The organism is Solibacillus sp. FSL R7-0682 (assembly GCF_038005985.1).
Taxonomy (GTDB): domain Bacteria; phylum Bacillota; class Bacilli; order Bacillales_A; family Planococcaceae; genus Solibacillus.
This window is the reverse complement of record NZ_JBBOUI010000001.1, coordinates 3,337,493-3,357,216: the sequence shown is the minus strand read 5'-3', so window position 1 is coordinate 3,357,216 and position 19,724 is coordinate 3,337,493. Positions and strand designations below refer to the sequence as shown.

General features: G+C 36.4%; 8 protein-coding genes and 1 pseudogene. All 9 read left to right on the top strand.

The window, feature by feature from the left end; genetic code table 11:
• The first annotated feature begins 400 nt into the window (after positions 1–400).
• The 9 genes and pseudogenes from MKZ17_RS16905 (at position 401) to MKZ17_RS16865 (ending at position 19,656) form a co-directional block, all read left to right on the top strand.
• Positions 401–3,271, top strand: coding sequence for an S-layer homology domain-containing protein (locus MKZ17_RS16905; RefSeq protein ID WP_340724901.1), 2,871 nt, complete (start codon positions 401–403; stop codon positions 3,269–3,271).
• Between the two features lie 263 nt (positions 3,272–3,534).
• On the top strand, positions 3,535–5,475 hold the full coding sequence (locus MKZ17_RS16900; RefSeq protein WP_340724900.1) for a stalk domain-containing protein: 1,941 nt from the start codon (positions 3,535–3,537) through the stop codon (positions 5,473–5,475).
• 361 nt (positions 5,476–5,836) lie between these two features.
• Positions 5,837–8,338, top strand: a complete 2,502-nt coding sequence (locus tag MKZ17_RS16895; RefSeq protein WP_340724899.1) for an S-layer homology domain-containing protein — start codon at positions 5,837–5,839, stop codon at positions 8,336–8,338.
• Positions 8,339–8,408: 70 nt separating this feature from the next.
• Positions 8,409–9,074: an S-layer homology domain-containing protein gene (locus MKZ17_RS16890; RefSeq protein WP_340724898.1), complete on the top strand. Its 666-nt coding sequence runs from the start codon at positions 8,409–8,411 to the stop codon at positions 9,072–9,074.
• Positions 9,075–9,770: 696 nt separating this feature from the next.
• On the top strand, positions 9,771–11,585 hold the full coding sequence (locus MKZ17_RS16885) for an N-acetylmuramoyl-L-alanine amidase (RefSeq protein WP_340724897.1): 1,815 nt from the start codon (positions 9,771–9,773) through the stop codon (positions 11,583–11,585).
• Positions 11,586–11,709: 124 nt separating this feature from the next.
• A complete protein-coding gene (locus MKZ17_RS16880) occupies positions 11,710–15,756 on the top strand; it encodes a hypothetical protein (RefSeq protein ID WP_340724896.1) in 4,047 nt (1,348 codons plus the stop codon).
• Positions 15,757–15,981: 225 nt separating this feature from the next.
• Positions 15,982–17,046, top strand: coding sequence for a CAP and S-layer homology domain-containing protein (locus MKZ17_RS16875; RefSeq protein WP_340724895.1), 1,065 nt, complete (start codon positions 15,982–15,984; stop codon positions 17,044–17,046).
• A gap of 233 nt (positions 17,047–17,279) precedes the next feature.
• The gene (locus tag MKZ17_RS16870) at positions 17,280–18,209 is read left to right on the top strand and encodes a C40 family peptidase (protein ID WP_340724894.1); all 930 of its coding nucleotides are present in this window, start codon (positions 17,280–17,282) and stop codon (positions 18,207–18,209) included.
• 244 nt (positions 18,210–18,453) lie between these two features.
• A pseudogene (locus tag MKZ17_RS16865) lies at positions 18,454–19,656 on the top strand (ISL3 family transposase).
• The last annotated feature ends 68 nt before the right edge of the window (positions 19,657–19,724 follow it).

The following is a 19,724-nucleotide window of genomic DNA, read 5'->3' as shown; positions in this document are numbered from 1 at the left end:
AGTAGAAAAGCTAATACAATAATTTTGGGATTATATAATATAACCTTTTTTAGTATTTTATATGTATAATAAGGATTCTATGGATAACTTGCAATATATAGATATAAATCCCTTAAAGTTAATTAATTGTATTAAATTACCACTGTTTTTGACAAAATTATCTTATGATGTGATGTTGTAAACATAAAAATATAATAAAAAATGTTAATTTTTCTAATGAGCTGTGCTATAATTCAGATGTAATCAATTATTTAGAATTTTTCTAGATTAATTTATTACAGTTTCTGTTAACCATTGTTTTTTTGGATACATATAAAAATATATTAATAATGGTTTAATTAACAATGTTTTGCAATCGTATTAACTGTTTACAAAACGTTAATCTTAGGAGGAAATTATAATGTCAAAACAAAATACAGGTCGTAAATTTTTCGCAACAGCTGCAACAGCTGCATTAGTAGCTTCAGCAATCGTACCAGTAGCTTCAGCTGCTGAATTCACAGATGCTGATAAAATCGCATCTTGGGCTAAAGAATCAGTAGAAGCTTTAGCTGCTAAAGAAATCATCACTGGTAACCCAGATGGTTCTTTCGCTCCACAAGGTAACGTAACTCGTGCACAAGCTGCAAAAATGTTCACAGTTGCATTAGATTTATCAACTGAAGGTACTGAAAACTTCACAGACGTTAAAGATGGTCAATGGTTCCAAGGTGCTGTAGTAGCTGTAGTTAACGCTGGTATCGTAAACGGTATGAGCGCAACTGAATTCGCTCCTAATGCTAACTTAACTCGTGCGCAAGCTGCAAAAATGATCGTAGAAGCTTACGGTTTAGAAGGCGAAGCTGATCTTTCTAAATTTACTGATGCTAAAACAGTAGCAGGTAAATGGTCTGAAGCTTACCTTTCAACAGCTGTAGCTGCTGGCGTTATCAACGGTAAAGGCGACAAATTAGCTGCAAACGACTCAATCTCTCGTCAAGAGTTCGCTGTAATGTTAACTCGTGCAATCGACGCTGCTGATGCAGATAACTCTGCTGAATTAGTAGAAACATTAACTGAAGCAACAACTGCTTTAGAAACTGCTGTTAAAGCTTTAGACGCTGAAGTTAAAATCGAAACTATTGCTGATTCAAAAGCTGCAGTAGCTGCTGCTAAAGCTGCAATTACTGAAGTAGAAGTTGCATTAGAAGCTGCTAAAGAAGTAATTACTGAAGAAGAAGCTGCTAAAGTAACAGCTGCAATTACAGCTGCTAACGCAACTGTAAAAGCTACTGAAGAAAAAATCGCTAAAGTTGAAGAAGCTGCAAAAGCTCCAAAAGTAGAATCTATTTCTGCAATTAACCCTGTAGAAGTTAAAGTTGCTTTCAACAAAGCTGTTTACAAAGAAAGCTTAACAGCTGCTGATTTTGTTGTAACTGAAACTGCTGCTACTACTGCAGTAACAGTAAATGATGTTCAATTAGCTGAAGATGGCAAATCTGCAATCTTATTATTAGCTACAAACGTTCCTGCAACAGGTGTAAATGTTGAAATCGCTGAAGGTGCATTATTAGATACATTCTTCAACAAATTTGAAAAAATTAAAGTAGAAGAAGTAAAAGTTGCTAAAGATACAACTGCTCCAAAATTATTATCTGCTGTAGCAGAAGGTGCTAATGTAGTATTAACTTTTGATGAGCCAGTTAACTTCGGTACAAGCTACACAGGTGCTTCTATCGACCAAACTACTGCTACAACTCAACCAGTAAACTCTTCAAAAGCTGGTAAATATGTTTACACAATCGCTGCTGCTTCAGTATTAGCGAACGGTAAGCACACTGTAGACTTAACAAATGTTACTGACTTCGCTGGTAACGTGGATGTATTAGTATCTACTGAAGTAACTGTTACTGCTGATAACTCAGCAACTAAAGTTTCTTCTGTTAAAGCTGAAGATGCTAACTCATTCATCGTTGAATTCAGTAAACCAGTATCTACATTAGCAGCCGCTAACCTTGAAATCAAAAAAGGTAACTTAACAATTGATGCTACAAACTTCAATGTAACTACTGCATTAGTTGATGAAGATGGTAATGCTACAACTGGTTCTTCTAAATTTGTAAAAGTTAATGTTGTTGAAACTTCATCTAACACAACGAACTTATTATATGGTAAAGACGAAACTTCTGTTGCTTTATCTGTAAAAGTATTTGGTTACACTGACGCTGCTGGCGTATTAGGTACTGAATTTGCAGGCGCTGTAACTTTATCAAAAGATTTAACTGCTCCAGCAATTAAATCAGAAAAATTAATCTCATCTACTGCTACTACTATCGTTGTACCATTTGATAAAGCATTAGATAGCACAACTGCCAACACTATTACTGTTAAAGAAGGCAATGTTTTAGTTGCTCAAACTGCAGCTGTTTCTGGTAAAGACTTAACGCTTACTTTTGCTGCTGATACTTTAAAAGCAGGTAAAACTTACACAATTACTTTAGCAAAAGGCGCAGTAGTTTCAGGTAACAAATCAAGCGAAGCTACAACTATTTCTTACACAGTACCAACTGATGTAGTTACTTATACAACAACTGCACCAACAGTTGCATCTTCAGTGGTTAATGGTAAGAATGTTTTAACTGTAACTTACACTGGTAAAGTTAACGATGCTGCTGGTTTAGCTACAGCTTATAAATTAAACGGTGCTGATTTACCAGCTGGTTCTGATGTTTACTTCTCAAACTCTGATAAAAAAGTAGTAATCATTGAATTACCAACTTCTTACCAAGTTAATGAAGAAAATAAAGCTGCTAAATTCACAATCAATGCTGATACTGTTAAATATGATGCTACAGTAACTGCTGAAGCTAACAAATTTATCTCTGGTTCAGCTACAACTTCTAAAGCTTATGAGTCTGCAATTACATTAAAAGATAATGTAGCTCCAGCATTAGATAAAGCTGAGTATGTGAAAAATGCTGCTGGTTTAGCTACTGGTGTTAAATTAACATTCACTGAGTCTATCAAAGATTCAACTGTAGATGCAGCTAACTTTGTAATCACTCAAAATACAACTTCAGTATCATACACTGTTGCTACTGGTGTTGCTGGAACTACTGATTTAGTAGATGACAAAGTATTAGTATTAACATTCGCTCAACCTGTAGCTGTTGATGCAACTGGTCTAACTGTTAATACAAACACTGATAACACAAAATTAACTTTAACTGATGCATATGGTAACAAATTAGGCGTAATTGCTCAAAAATTAGTAGTAAACGCTGCTAACTAATATTTGTTTCTATAATTTGTTAATATAAATTTTTTGAAACTCCTATCCTCTAAAGAGGGTAGGAGTTTTGTTTTTATTTCTTTGGAAATCGGTAAAATAACACAATAATCTAACTTTGTAGTATAAGGAACTTACATAAAACACACCAATAATTACAAAATTATTTCAAAAAAATTACAAATACATTTTAAGGTTTTCCTACCCTCAATTCAAAAGACTATGTTATCATAGGAAGGGACTTTAAAAGAGTGAGGGGCGTTACGATGAAAAAATGGTTTACAATATTACTTCTAGCAGTACTTGTGACAACCGTGTTCAATCACGACCAAAGCTACGCAGCAACGAACAATAAAAACATTATCGAACAAAATAATGTAAAAGTGATTATAAATGGAAAATATATAACATTTAAAGATCCAATTTTAAATAATTCAGGAAGTCTTTTATTGCCGATGCGTGATTTTTACGAAGCAATCGGAGCAAAAGTTTCTTGGAATCAAACATCAAAAGTTGCATCAAGCGTACGTAATAACCAAACAATTGATTTAACAATTAACTCAAAAACAGCACTAGTCAATGGCAATAAAGTTCAAGTTACTGTACCACCAATCGTTTATAAAGACCGCACATACATTCCAATGCGTTTCGTTAGTGAAAACTCTGATGGACAAGTGTATTGGGATCAAGTAAATAAAGTGGTGGAAGTTGTTTTAAATGAAGATGTGGATGATGGGCAAAGTCCTGGACCTGGAGATGAAACGACTGAACCGTCAATTCCAGAAGTACCAAAGATTGAATACACTCTATATATGAACAACCAAAAAATTAAGATGGATCACGAAGTAATTACAAAAGATGGCCGTATGTATATTCCTTCATCTTACTTTAGAGATTATTTACAGGATACATATGAGCAGTGGTCTGCAAAGGATCGATTAGAGTTAACAATCTCAGGATTACATTTTGTTTTTACAAACAACAGTAACAAAATATACGTAAACAGTGAGTTGTATACAGGGGCAGAAAAGCCGTTTATGCAATCTGGCGAAATGTATGTACCAGTAAAATTTATTGTTGATTCATTTAAAAACGGAGGTACCCTTCGTTATGTACAAGATACAAGAACAATTTATATTTCACTCTATGATTACATAATGACGAGTGATTTCTTACAAAAATCTTATGGTTTTTTACCAGTACCAAAATCTGTAGAAAATGCCGCATTAGATGGTAAGCGTGAGCTATTTGTAAGTGATAACCCGGAAGAATTAATTCCGACGATTATTAAAGAGGCGAATGAAACTTTAGCGGAATATAAAGTACAAGGTTTATCAACGACTAAAGAACACCGAGTTTACGGTTGGCACATAAACAAATTAGGCGATAGAGCATCGATCGGTATTACTATTCAAAATACGTCGTCAACAACGCCTTTAGAAATTACAAACTCAAAAGGATTGTCGCAAACTTCAAGTAACAGCTGGAGTACATTTGATGTAGGGTTACCACTTTCAGATGCGGTGTTAACAGGAACATTAAAAAATGCAAAAGAAAGCACAATGACAATTGCGCCTGGAGAAACTAAAGTCATTCAAGCCTACGATATTGGTGCAAACTATTTATTAGGTTTTACACATGACTTTGATGTACGTCCGGTTAATGGTCAAGCGAGCTATACATTACGTACAGTAATTAGCTTGGATGTGGAAGGAAATTTAGCTTCCATTCATTCGCCGGCTGTACCGATTAATAAATATGCAGCACATCCACGTGGTGTATGGCCAAGCTCATCTATTAAAGCAACATTGCCAGCATATACAGTAGATACAGAGCAGGTCGGATACAATATTTCGAATGGTAAAACAGATCATTTCTTAACACCTGAAAGTTCATTAGACCCAATGAATGGCACAGTTGGTAACCCAGGTCACTTTGGGATGACATACAAGGTCGATATTCCAATTGTGAATGACACTGGAAAATTAAAGTATGTAGTCGTAAAAATTACTGGTCGCGGTGGCTTATATAGTGGGGCAGTGAAGATGAATGGCCGTACTTACTTAATTCCTACATTAAAGCCAGGTCAAGAATATGTACAACTTCCAGTGTTAAGAACGTCAAAACGTTCTGACATGATTAACTTAGAAATTATCCACGCTGGCGGTAGTAATCTACCAGTAGCAGTGTATGTGGAAACACGATAATTTAATTCATGCACGTAAGGAAATAAAATTTAATTACTATGAACAGTCACTACTTTTTAAAAGTAGTGGCTTTTTTGATTTGCGTTGGAATTAGTGTAGTGAATGCATGTTGGTGGATTTGATGTAGCAGGTGGGGTGTTATGTATGTGTCTTCAGTAGTGTAGGTTGCATTGGGTATGATGTGTGGGGTTGATATCGAAAAATAGCCTCAAATAAAGAAATTACAAGGTATCCCTAAATATTTAGAAACTATTAATTTTAAGTTACGTTTGTTTCAATTATAAGAAAACAACCTCTTTCTGTCATAATTATGATATATTCATTGAGTATCTTTAATTTTCATAAGATGGGAGAGACTAACATGTACAAAAAAATAGCTTCAGCAAGTTTAGTATTAATGGCTTTACCGGCCACAGTATATATAGCAGAAGGATCTGCAGCATTTGACCAAAAAGTCGATAGTAAGCAAACTACTATTTCACCAGGCGTTCAATACATAAAAGAGCAATATGAATCAAGTAATACAAAGGAAGTTGTCAACTTTTTAAATGTTGATTTGAATAATAGCTACACGTCATTAGAAATTGGTATTCCAGATCCAATTAATTCTTTAAAAACAACATCAGCAATTTCGAAAATACATAATTATGAAGGTCACCGCGTAGTAGGTGCCACAAACGCCTCTTATTTCCTAGGCAATGGTTATCCAGCGAATCTTTTAGTTAACAATAACGTCATCGTCAATTATGGGATTTTAGGTGAAAATTCAAATAGTCCAACGCAACAGCCAGTCGCATTTGGTATTTCAAAATCTGGACAAGCAATTGCAGATTATTACAAAACAGATTTATCGTTCACTGTAGCAGGTCAAAAATTTGAAATAAATCGAATTAATACCGAGCGTACAACTGCAACAACGGTTTTATATACAGCGAGTCAAGCATCAACAAACACAAATAACTGGGGACTTGAAATTGTCGTAACAGGTGCGTCTAAAAGTACAAAATCATTAAGCTTTGGTGATTCCATTTCAGGTACGGTAGCAAGTATGACAGAGTACGGTCAATCAGGGAATTCTGCGATTCCTGCAGATGGCTTCGTTCTTTCTGTGCAAGATAAAGCACTTGCAGAACAGCTAAAAGCTTCGATTCAAGTTGGTGTACCTATTCAAGTGGACTTAGCCATTGATGCAAAATGGCAAGATGCAAAATTTATTTTAGCAGCAGGACCTTTACTTGTAAAAGACGGACAAGTGAATATTTCAATGCCGAACAATGAATCTTTTGCAACAACACGTAGTGACCGCACAGCTATCGCAGTAGATGCGACAGGAAAAAAGGTGTTTATGGTAACTGTTGATGGTCGTCAAAGTGGATATAGTAACGGTGCGACGTTAAAGGATCTAGCTTCGTACTTAATTTCAAAAGGTGCTAAATATGCAATTAATTTAGATGGTGGCGGCTCTACTACAATGGTAGCGAGAACTCCGGGTATGGAGGCACCTGCCTTAGTGAATAGGCCATCGGGTGGTAGCGAGCGCCGAGTTTCTGCGACGTTACAAGTAGTGAATACAGCGCCGGCAGGAACGTTAAAGGCATTTTCAATTCAAGGTTTACCAAATTCAATGACCGTAGAAACATCCGCAAATGTGAGTGCATCGTTAGCCTACGATGAATATTTAAATCCAGTTGCTATACCCCAGGAAAATGTTAAATGGACGGTTGAAGGCGGTATTGGTCAAATGAATGGGGCAAACTTTACTGCCATGAAAATTGGTTCAGGGAAGATTGTAGCAACCTATAATGGCGTCCGATCAGAATTCCCAATTCAAGTAACAAAGGCACCAGAAGTAGTTGAAATGATTGATTCATTTGATGTGACGACAAACTGGGCAGTGAATACAGCGAAAGCTGCTGCGACAATTGTTAACGCATCAAAAGCAGAGCCATTCCGTGAAGGGGCTTCGTCGTTAAAATTAAACTATGATTTTACAACGGCTGAATCAGGAACAAAGGCAGCGTATGCAGTTGCGCAAAAGCCAAAAGCAATTGAAGGCTTACCGAAGCAAATTGGTGTATGGGTCTATGGAGATGCAGCGAAGCACTGGCTACGTGGTGTGATTATTGATGGTAAAGGTGAAAAACATACGGTAGATTTCACAGAACAAGGAAAGCTTGATTGGTCTGGTTGGAAATATGTAACAGCAGCTGTGCCGCAAAGTCTTGCATTACCGATTAAATTTGACCGTATTTATATAACAGAGCCAAATGCTACTAATCAAAACAAAGGCGTATTATATTTTGATAAGCTACAGGCGGTGTATAAGGATGGATATAAAGAGCCACTTTACACAGATTTAAAGGCATCGCACTGGGCAAGCTCGACAATTGAATATTTAAATACGAATGAATTAGTAAAAGGTTATCCAAACGGGACATTTAAGCCTGAAAGTACGATTACTCGCGCGGAAGCAGCAACAATTATTGCTCGTGCACTAGGTCTTTCAAAAACAAAGAATCCAGCATTTACAGACGTAAAAGCAAATCACTTCGCTTATGATGCGATTGCGGCAGTATCAGAAAAAGGCATTATTACTGGACGTGAGGCGAGCAAATTCAGTCCAGATGGGAAGTTAACACGTGCAGAAATGGCAACTATATTAAAACGTGCTTATAATTTATCAGGAACAACGGCGTTACCATTTAAAGATGTTCCATCATCTCACTGGGCATATGAAGCCATTCAAACTGTGTATCAAAATCAGTTAACAGGTGGGTACCCGGATAATACATTTAAGCCAAACAATAGTATTACACGTGCAGAGTTTGCTACATTCTTAACTAAAATATTGCAAAAACAGTAGATTCAAAACGAACCGTGGTAAGCTTGTTAGAGAATAGATGACTGGCGGCCACGGGGGAGAGGAAGATTGCATGAAATTAACTAAAAAACGATCACACTATTTTGCTGCGATGCTCGTGTTACCAGTGACAGTAGCGTTTGTCATCGATGCGCCGGCAACAGCTGCGACAAACCCTTACTCAGATGTAACGGTGAAGGATGGTCATTATGATGCAATAATCGAATTAACAGAGCAAGGGGTTGTTACAGGTGTAACAAAAACACTTTTTCAATCAACAAAACCGGCAACCCGCGGTGAAGCAGCGTTATTTATTGCGAATGCGTTAGGCTTTGATCAAACATCTGGTAAAAATCCGAATTTCAAAGATTTAACAACGAATAGTCCGTATTATGGGGCAGTCGTAGCATTGTATGAGCGAAATATAATTGGCGGCTATACGGACGGAACATTCCGACCTAATGCCATATTAAAGCGTTCAGAAATTGCCAAAATGCTGACGTTAGCGTTTGAACTAGAAGTAGCAAATGTAACGAAGACGAAGTTTGCTGATGTCAATGCAATTAAAGATGCAAATACAAAGCGTTATATTCAAACGTTAATTGACTATGGGATTACTATGGGTACAACAGCAACAACATTTAGTCCGTATGCAACATTAACACGCGGTCAGCTAACAACATTTTTACATCGTGCAATAACAGCGACCGATGATTTCACGATTATTAGTGTGGAGTAAAAGAGTAACTGAATTAAAAGAGATCGATTTACCATGCAGCGTTTATTTGGGGCGCTGCATGGTTTTTTGTGTTTTCAGGGTGTGGTGATTGAGGTACGGGCAGTGTGTATTGAATCTTACTTTGTCTGTATAAAAGAAAAGCATTGTGATTGTTAAGTTATATTTTTGTGTTTGCATAGTGTTGATGCTTGGAAAAAGATAAAGTTTATGTCTTTTATCAAGAAGAAATAGGTCGTTAATTAGAATATTTCGTCTTTAAAATCCGTCTTTGTCCATTAAATGTTAAAGATTGTCCTTTTTCGGATTGAAAATGTCCTAAATGACTCGAAAAATTTCTATTAACCAAAGAAAAAGTACCTTAACTATAAGCTTTTGTCTATTAAAAATTATCAGGTTTGCAAGAGAGGAATTGCTTGTCAAAATAACGATGCTATCGCCTGATTTTTGTCTAATATTGAGGAGCGTATGTCCACTAATCATATCATTTGGTCCAATACTGCCCTACACAATGCACCATCCAGCATTTAGCCCATTAAATACCCCCTCTTTATACAAGAAACCTCCAAAACTATAAAATGTAACATTATAAATAATTCCATTTATAGAATAAAAATAGAAACAATCCAAATTCAGTGTATTATTTGTGTGATTTTTGATAAAATGGTAGTTAATTATTAGCTGAGGGAGGATCACAGCGTGTTTATAAAGAAAATCAGCTTCATGTTAACGGTCATTGTCTTATCATTTTTCACAATTCACAGTGCACAGGCAGCAAACATTTCCTTTAAGGATCTTTCTTCATCGCATCCAGCGTATAAAGAAATTATGTATTTAGTAGAGCTTGGTGTCTTAGAAGGTTCTTTTGAAAACGGCAAGCGTGTATTTAAACCTTCTGAACAAGTAACCCGTGGACAAGCTGCAAAAATGGTGGTGGTAGCAACAGGGAAAACCCCATTAGTGGTGACGAAATCATCCTTCACGGATATTGATTTAAAAACGAATGCGGCATTATCAGGCTATGTTGAGCGGGCAGTGGAGCTTGGCTATTTTAGCGAATACTCTCCAGGCAAGTTTGGGCCGAAAGTTGCTTTATCTCGAAATGAAATGAGTAAAGTATTATCAAAAGCGTTCAATCTAAATATTGAAATAACAGCAAATTTAGATTTGCCGTTTACGGATGTTGCCAAAAACGATCCGTACTATAAGTATATTTCGGCAATCTACTATAACGGAATTACCAATGGTACTGGAGATGCAACAAAGTATAGCGCAAATGCTCCGGTAACAAGAGCCCAGTTTTCATCATTCGTTGCACGTGCATCATCTGAAAAGTTTCGATTAGATCTTCCGGTACATGGTGGACCAGCTCCGGATGTAGCGAATGCGATTGGGAAAGTTATTGTTGCAGTGGACGGATTAAATATACGTTCAAGTGCTGCAAGTGATAATAAAACAAATATTTTAGGTAAAGTAAATACTGGAAAAGAACTTTCTGTATTTGAAGATCAAGGCTATTGGTTAAAAGTTGCTTACAATGGTCAATTTGCCTTCGTTGCAAAGGAATATACGAAAACTGAAGAGCAAATTAAGCAAGAAAATCCTCCGTCAGAACAAAAGCCAACTGAACAAAAGCCAGCCGAGGAGCCAACAACAAAGCCAACTGAACCCGAGGTTGAAGAGCCAACAACAGCTCCGACGGATACAGAAAAACCGACTGAAGAGCCGAAAGTGGATATGCCACCTGTCCAAACATCGTCTATCGGTATTGCAACAGTTAATAACTTAAATATTCGAGAGCAAAGTTCTTCTAGCTCGACGTCCCTTGCCAAAATTAACCGCGGAACAGTTGTAGATGTATTATCACACAATGGCTACTGGGTTGAAGTATATTACGAAGGTACGGTTGGATATGTGGACAAACGTTATTTACGTTTAAAAAATACGGTTGGGAATGCTGTACAGGATCGCATTATTATCATTGACCCAGGTCATGGTGGGAAAGATCCTGGGGCAGTCAGTGGACAAGCAGTTGAAAAATCAATTGTTTTCAAAGTAAGTAACTTGGTAAAACAAAAGCTTGAAGCAGACGGAGCAAAGGTATTAATGTCACGTACGGGCGATACATATCCATCACTTGATGACCGGATAACGTTTGCAAAGAGTAATTATGGTGAAATGTTCATTAGTCTTCATGCCAACTCTTCGACGAATACATCACCAAAAGGCACGGAAACATATTATAGCATTACATCAAATGATAATGAAAAAGAAGATGTTGTTTTAGCGACAAATATTAATAATCAAATCGTCAAAAATGCCAACATGAGCAATCGTGGTGTTAAGCGTGAAGACTTTAAAGTTATTAGAAGCTTAACAATTCCAGCCGTGTTAGTAGAGCTAGGATTTGTAAGTAACGCAGAAGACCGCTCGAAGCTATTAGACGACCAATATATTGAGATTTTCGCACAGTCCATTTACAACGGCATTGTAGAATATTACGCGAGAAACTAATGAACAATCACTCTACTTTCATTTAGTAGGGTGATTTTTTAATTGAAAAATAGGAATATTTGTCGATATAACTGTTAGAAGTCTGAATATAAAGAACGTTTACATAGAACGAGAGGGTGACACGATGAAGAAAAATATGAAAATTGGCTTAATGGCCGGCCTATTAATTACACCGGCAGTTGTCGCACAAGCTGGAGAAGCAGAAGCAAGTGGTGCAGTTGCAGCAATTGGAGTAGATGCATTATTAAATCAAATTACTAATTTAAATGAGAGTACTAGTGCAACAGCGATTCAAGAGGCAAAACAATTATATAATGCCCAAATCAATGCAGATCCAGCAGCTATTAATGCAGATCTACAAACGGTTATTACAAAGAAATTTGCTTACTTAGAGGCTTTTATTGCTTCTAATCCTACAGGCAAGGCAGAAAGTGTAATTGCTTCAATCAAAGCCGCAAATTCAGATATTGAAGCAGCTAAAACGGCTGTTACAAATTTTGAGTCGGATTTTAACACATTAATTGCTGATTTAAGAGCTGTGCAAACAGGTGCAGGTGAGGAAGCATTAAAGATGTTATCAGCTTTAAAATATTTCGATGCAACAGCTGGTACTCAAAAGTATGTAACAGACTATATTAAATCAATAAATATGACTAGCTATAATACGGCAATGGAATCATTTGATGAAATCACTGCTGTCAAAGCATTAATCAATCCTTTGTTACCTACGAATAAAGAGACTGTTGATGTTGCAGGTTATAAAACTGCAGTCAATGACGCTGTTACAAAAATGAAAACAGCTAAAACAATTGTGAAAAATCAGCTGGTTTCAGTAAGTGATACAGAAAAAAAGACGATTTCAACGATTGTGGATGAAGCAAATAAAGAGCTTTCTGCCGCAACGACGTTAGAAACAGAAATTAAAAATTTCAGCACAAATATGCCTTCAACAGTAACGACGTATTTGAGTAAAGTGACTGATTTGGAAAAGAAAAGTGCTGCTTTATCAGAGTTCCAAAAGCGGTTTATAACTAATATTGGTGATGTTGAAAAGCTTACAAAAGCTAAAGCTGTAGTAAATCAAATTAAAGATTTAGATACGAAGCCCTTTAATACAGCCGACTACCGTACGAAGGTAACAGATGCGAGAACAGCCTATAATGCGCTGGGGAGTGAAGCACTTCAGCCACTGGTTATTAATACAGCCAAGCTAACGGAAGTAGAAAATATTATTACTGATGTAAAAACGGTGGAGGATAAAGTAGCAAGCGTTACAAATGGTAATTTAGCAACAGCGATTCCAGAGGCAGTAAAAGCTTATACAGGTCTTACTTCAACAAAGCAAGGCTATTTATTAGAAGACAAGCTTGCAACGTTAAAGAGCTGGGATACAGCAGTAAAATCTTCTGCAACGGTAATCAAGGATATTGATGCCATTTCAACAAATAATTTTGCTACGTGGGGTTCTGCTACGACAACGCAAAAAGTATCCACAACGAAAAGCTTTGTGTCAAAGGTTAATAGTGCCTTTGCAAAATATAATGCAATCGTATCCCCGACTTCTGAAGGAAGTATTGACCCGAAATCGCTTGTGACGAACAGTGCGCGTTTACTGGCATTAAAGGAAATTTCAGATATAGCGAATTCGATCGTTACGTTAACCGCATTAAGTGCACGAGATGAAGCAACATTGACAACTGCTAAAACTGTCTTAAATGGCTTTAAGTCTGATGCAGCTGGTTTATCAAATGAAGATAAGCTAAATCTACCTAATTTACAAACTTTCTTAGGGACAAATTTACAAGAAATTGAAGACGAACAGTTACGTATTAAAGAAGTAGAGAGCCTTATTGAAGGATTAAAAACAACGGTTGATTTAGTGAACTTAAGCAAGGCTCGTGAAGAATACAACAAATTATCAAGAGAAGGTCAAGGGTTAGTAGCAAATTATGCTACGCTGACGAATTTAGAGAGGGATTATAAAGTTGCGCTAACGGTAGTAAACCAAATTGAAGCATTAGATCCTACAGCAAAAGATTTTGCACGAAAAGTAGTATCTGCACAAATTGCTTATGATAAATTAGCAACGGCTTCATTAAAGGCAGCAGTTAGCAACTATTCGACATTGCAACAATTGCAGCCTATTGCACAGTTAATGCAAGAAATCGATGCATTACGTACGAACGCAAAAGAATTCCGAGCAAATCTGGAAAAGGCACAAAGTACTTTCAATACTCTCACAGCAGGTACGACGGCACCAGGAGAGGGCGCAGAGCAAACTGTACTAGACAAGCTAACAAGTGCAAAACAGCGCCTTGTTTCGGAATATGGCCCAAAACTTATTGCATTCCAGGAAATTATTAAAAAAGCAGATGAAATGGTAAATAAAATAACGGCATTAGGGTCAAAGTCTGGTAAAGAGTTTATGGATGAGCTTGCCCTAGTATCGGCAGAATACAAAAAGCTAGAGTCAGCGGTTAAAGGGAATGTTAGCAACGCAAGTGATTTAACCGCACTTGAAAAAGACTTCAATAGTTCATTAAAGGTTTATAATTTAATTGAGCAATTACCGGCTAATTCAGATAAGTCCTTTTCAAAAAAAGTAGTTGCAGCAGAGAAAACGTATCAAAAGCTGACAGAAAAGCAAAAAGCAAATGTCTATAATTATACGAAGCTAAGCCAAGTGCTTAAGGCAGCCGACCTAATTGAACGTATTGAAAAATTAAAAATTGGCAGCAAAACGTTCGAGATGGATGTAGCGGCTATTCGCGGGGAATTTAATGCATTATCAACAGCAGATCAAGCGTTAGTGCATAATATTGCAAAATTAACAGCGGCCGAAGACAATATGACGAGTGCAGAGAAAGTGATTGCACTTATTAATGAAGCTGTCCCAACTGCAACGAACTATATCGAAAAGCTAACAGAAGCACGTAAAGCGTTTGATGCATTAGATCGTTCGCAGCAAAAGCTAGTAACAAATGCAAAAGACTTAACAACACGCGAACGTTCTGTGAAACCAGTGTTAAAGCTAGATGAAGATATATTAAAGCTGGATCCTTCTAATGCTAAAACATACGTATCGAAATATAATAGTGCATTAAAGGCTTACGAAAAACTTTCATTAGTTGAACGTGGATTATTGTTAAATGCGGAGGCGTTTACCGGAGAACTAAAAACAATTTATGAAGTAATCAATGCCATCAACTCGATTAAAAATTCAAGTAAAACATTCATTGCAGATACGAAGGCTGCACGTACATTATATGAAGCTTTAACAGCAGAACAAAAAGCGAAAATTTCCAATTTATCTGTTCTCCAGGATCATGAGTTAAATGTGGAAGGTGGCGCAAAGGTTGATGAAATGATTCGTGCACTCAGCTCAGTCGATCCCCAGCAATTTATTGCAAAGGTAAAAGAGGCGAGTGATGCGTATAAAGCATTAAGCTCTACAAATAAAAAAGCCGTTTCGTTAATTAATGAGCTTAAGGCGCAGGAAAAATATATTAAGCCGGTTGAAAAGGCCATTACTGAAATTGAAGGCTTAAGTAATCCGAGAAATGATTTAACGCGCCAATTTACAAAGGTGAATTCTACATTACAAAAGTTAGATGAAAAGCAACGAAGCTATATTACAAATATGGACAAGTACTCGAATTTATCAAATGTTATTCATGTTTACCAATTAATCGATAAATTAAAGCCAAGTGACCGTTATTACCAGGGGAATTTAGAGGCAGCGAAGTTAGCTTACGATCGATTAACTCAGGATGAAAAGTTAAAAGTAACGAACTATTATAAATTACAAGAAGCACAAATGAATGTAGCTGAAGCGCAAGTGATGATTAATTTAATTGCTTCGTTATCAAGAAAATCAAGTACGTATGTTGCTGACGTGGAAAATGCACTTAAACAATATAAAGAATTACCTTCAGCATTAAAAAAGCAAATTTCAAATTATGATGTATTAAAACAAGCGGAGAAAGATATAAAGGCCGCTCAAAAAGTCATGAAGCAAATAGAAGAGCTTGATGCGACAGCAAGAAGCTATGAATCAAGAGTAAAATCAGCGGTAAAGGCGTATGAAAAATTAACAGAAGAGCAAAAGCAATTAGTTGCTAACTATAATCTACTACAAAATGCGGTATCTGAATTAGGGTTAGAGATATAGGAAGAATTACTTGTGTTTTTGTAAAACTTTGATACTATTAGAGGAGCATTTTCAGAAGTGAAATGGGCGCTCCTTTTCATTTGAAAAAGAGAATTTTAGCGGAAGTTGCCTTTTGTAATCTGTTACAGAGGGCATCTTTTTCTGATTTTTAATCATATCTATTTACGAATAAATTATTATTAAACATCAAGAAAATAGTTGACGTTTTTTAAGGGGATGTTATGGATGAAACGAATTTTAATTGCAGGATCAATGATTGTACTATTGATGCAATCAATTCCATCAATGACAGTGGCCGCAAATACAAACCAAATGTTTCGTGATGTTAAAAGCACACATTGGGCAGCATCAACGATCCATGATTTAGTGAATAAAGGCTATATGCAAGGATATCAAGACGGTACCTTTAAGCCGAATCAAATGACAACGCGCGGAGAAGCGGCTGTCATTATTGCAAGAACAATGGGGGTAGACCTTACTACTGAATTTAAACCGAAATTTCAGGATGTAACAGAGAATCATCCTTATTATAAGGCAATCAGTAAATTGACCGAAATAGGTGTGCTCGAAAATGGCAATAATTTTTATCCAAATGCGCCATTAAAGCGTTCTGAAATCTCAAAAATGATTGCACTTGCCTATGAGGTAGCAGTTGATAATAAAAATAAAACGCAATTCAAAGATTTACCAAAAACCTATTGGGCGAAGCATTATATCGAATCATTAGCAGATGTATCCATTGTACAAGGATTTACAGCAACAACTTTTGAGCCAAATCAATATGTCACACGCGCGCAAATTGCGTTATTAACGAAGCGTGGTATGGCTTTTAAAGGACAAGTGGAAAAGTTAGAGCTCATATATGACTTTTTACAAAAGGATTATATCAATACGACGAATAATTATAAAAGCTGGGAGCAAAAAATTGCTCTTTTAGTAAATGATATTCGCGCAAAGAACCAATTACAGCCAGTTCAATTAGATCCTCAGCTGACGCAAGTAGCGATTATTAAAGCGAAGGATATGGTAAAGCGGAATTATTTCGAGCATTATTCTCCGGTTTATGGGAACCCATGGGATTTAGCTTCGTTATTTGACTATGAGTATACGAGCTTCGGTGAAAATATTGCCCGTAACTATACAACACCAGAAGCGGCTGTTGATGCATGGATGGCGTCAACGAAACACCGCGCCAATATTTTAAAAAGTAGTTATACGTATATGGGAATTGGGATTGAACAAACAAAAAACGGAAAATATTACCTAGCGCAGCATTTTTCGAGTAAATAATTTGGTAAATAATAGTTTGTTATATTACAGTAATATTACACTTCATTTGCCTTTTGTAAGAATATATTAATTAAAGCACTGAATCTCTGCATTTTAGCAGGAATTCAGTGCTTTTTGTTTTTAGTGTGATTTTCATGTAACTGTTACAGAAGTGAAAAATTATAGTACAACAATATATGTTACCCTATTTGTAGGTTAAAAAAACCTGATTTTTGAAGGGAGTATCATCTAACGTGAAAAAGAGAGTCTTATTACCGATCTTTGCGGCATTAATGATCTTTGCAGGGACGGATACAAATACAGCACAAGCGGCATCAGTTTCAGAATTAACAGCAGTAGCTTCTAAATATATCGGTATACCATATGTATACGGAGGAACAACAACTAAAGGATTGGATTGCTCGGGCTATACACAGCTAGTATTCAAACAATTAGGTTATGATTTAAATCGTACTTCAGCAGCACAATACAAGCAAGGTACAGCAGTTTCTAAAGCCAACTTAAAAGCGGGAGACTTAGTATTCTTTAATACATCAGGTAGTGGCGTATCACATGTAGGGATCTCATTAGGAGGTTCTAAATTTATCCATGCTGGTGTAAGCACAGGTGTTACGGTAGCAAGCTTAAACACTTCTTACTGGAGCAATCGCTATATCGGTGCAAAACGTGTAGGTAGCTTTGGAAGCGGAGATAAAGTTGTTGCAGCTGTAGATAATGCAGAAGTAAAAGACTCAGCTATCGACTTCACAGTCTACGCATCTCGAGGTGAAGTAGCACTTCAATTAGCGAATGCATTAGGTCTTAATACATCTGATAAAAAAACAGTATTCCCAGATGTAAAAACTTCATCTAAATATGCAGGCGCAGCAAAGGCATTACACGATTTAGGAATCTTCACAGGTGATGAAAACGGCAAGTTTAATCCAGGTTCTCCATTAACACGTGCACAAATGGCAAAAGTTTTAGTAGCGGCATATAAATTAGAACAAAAACAATCATCATTAACATTTTCTGATGCACCATCATCACACTGGGCGCATAAGGACATTAAAATTTTAGCATCGCATGGTATTACAGTAGGTCTTGGTGACGGTACATTTGGTGTTAATCAAAATGTAAAACTAAAAGACTTAGCAACATTTATCAAACGAGCTCAGCAATAATAAACATCGCTTCTTTCTTTCTATCAATACATAGTAAGATGAATAGCAAAATGTAAATTGAATATGAGATTAATTATATGAAAAAGAAGAAAACGCAAATGTAGATTTGTGTTTTCTTCTTTTTTAGGTTCTACAATATTTGTTGGGGTGTTCATACAAATTCACATAAAAAAAGCACAAAATCACACTTTTTTATATACTTGAATTGACTAGAAACAAGATATAGAAAGGTGATTTGTGCTCTATGAATTTTACCATGAACATCCCAGGATTAAAAGAAGTAATCATCAATGAAATGACGGAACAGAAGAATCTAATTGTTCTCCATGTTTCGATGCCTCAAAAAGAACATACTTGCCCAGATTGTGGTCAATTAACAGATAAAGTTCACGATTATCGTATTCAAAAAATCAAACATTTAAAGTGGTTTGAACGTTTAACCGTTCTCTTTTATAAAAGACGCCGTTACCGCTGTTCTTGTGGCAAAAGATTTTGTGAAGATTCCCCTTTTGTCGAGCGTTACCAACGCTTTTCAAAGGAATGAAATCAGGTTGTTCGTATTCGTTCGGTTAAAGCGAAAACTTTTAAAGAAGCAGCAGATGTACTTGGTACATCTTCATCAACAGTGATTCGACGCTTTAAACAGCTTGTTCATCAATTACCAGAAAAGGTACGTTTACCAAAAGCGATTGCGATCGATGAATTTAAAGCAGATACAGATGCTGGAACTTATCAACTGATAATCGCAAACGCAGATACACATGAACCTATTGATATTTTGCCAAATCGTAGAAAAGAAACAATTAAACACTATCTTCAAGAAAATGGGGCAGATGTCGAAATCGTTGTGATGGATATGAATCCTAGCTTTAAAGCAGCAGTAAAGAAGGCTTTAAATCGTCCTGTTATTGTGGCTGACCGTTTTCATTACTGTCGCTATATTCATTGGGCTGTGGATGAAGTACGTCGGAAAGTCCAAAATGAATGGAATTCTTATGACCGTAAAAAGGCGAAGCGAATGCGCTATGTCTTGCATAAGGATGAACACAAATTAACCGAAAAAGAACGTTGGTACTTAAATCGTTATATCAATATGTCCACTGAATTGAAGGAAGCACATGAATTAAAAGAACTTTATAAGAAGTGGCAACGAGAATCGAAAAAAGAAAGTGTATCAGAAGTGAAAGTGAAATTATATGACTTCTACCGAAAGGTTGAAGAAACAAAAAATCCAGCCTTTTTAAAAGCAATAAAAACGTTTAAGAACTGGCAAAAAGAAATTCTAAATAGCTATGCATTTGGTTATTCTAATGGATTTTTAGAAGGGATTAAAAATACCTCCAAAGTATTAAAAAGGAATGCCTATGGATTCCGTAAATTTGAACACTATAAAGCAAAGATATTACTAAATCATGTATATAAAAATGTAGGGATTCACCTTGGTTAATAGAGAGTTGATTGGAATGGAGGGCGGCAGACTCCAGCGGGAACAGCACGACGCCTGAGACTACAGGC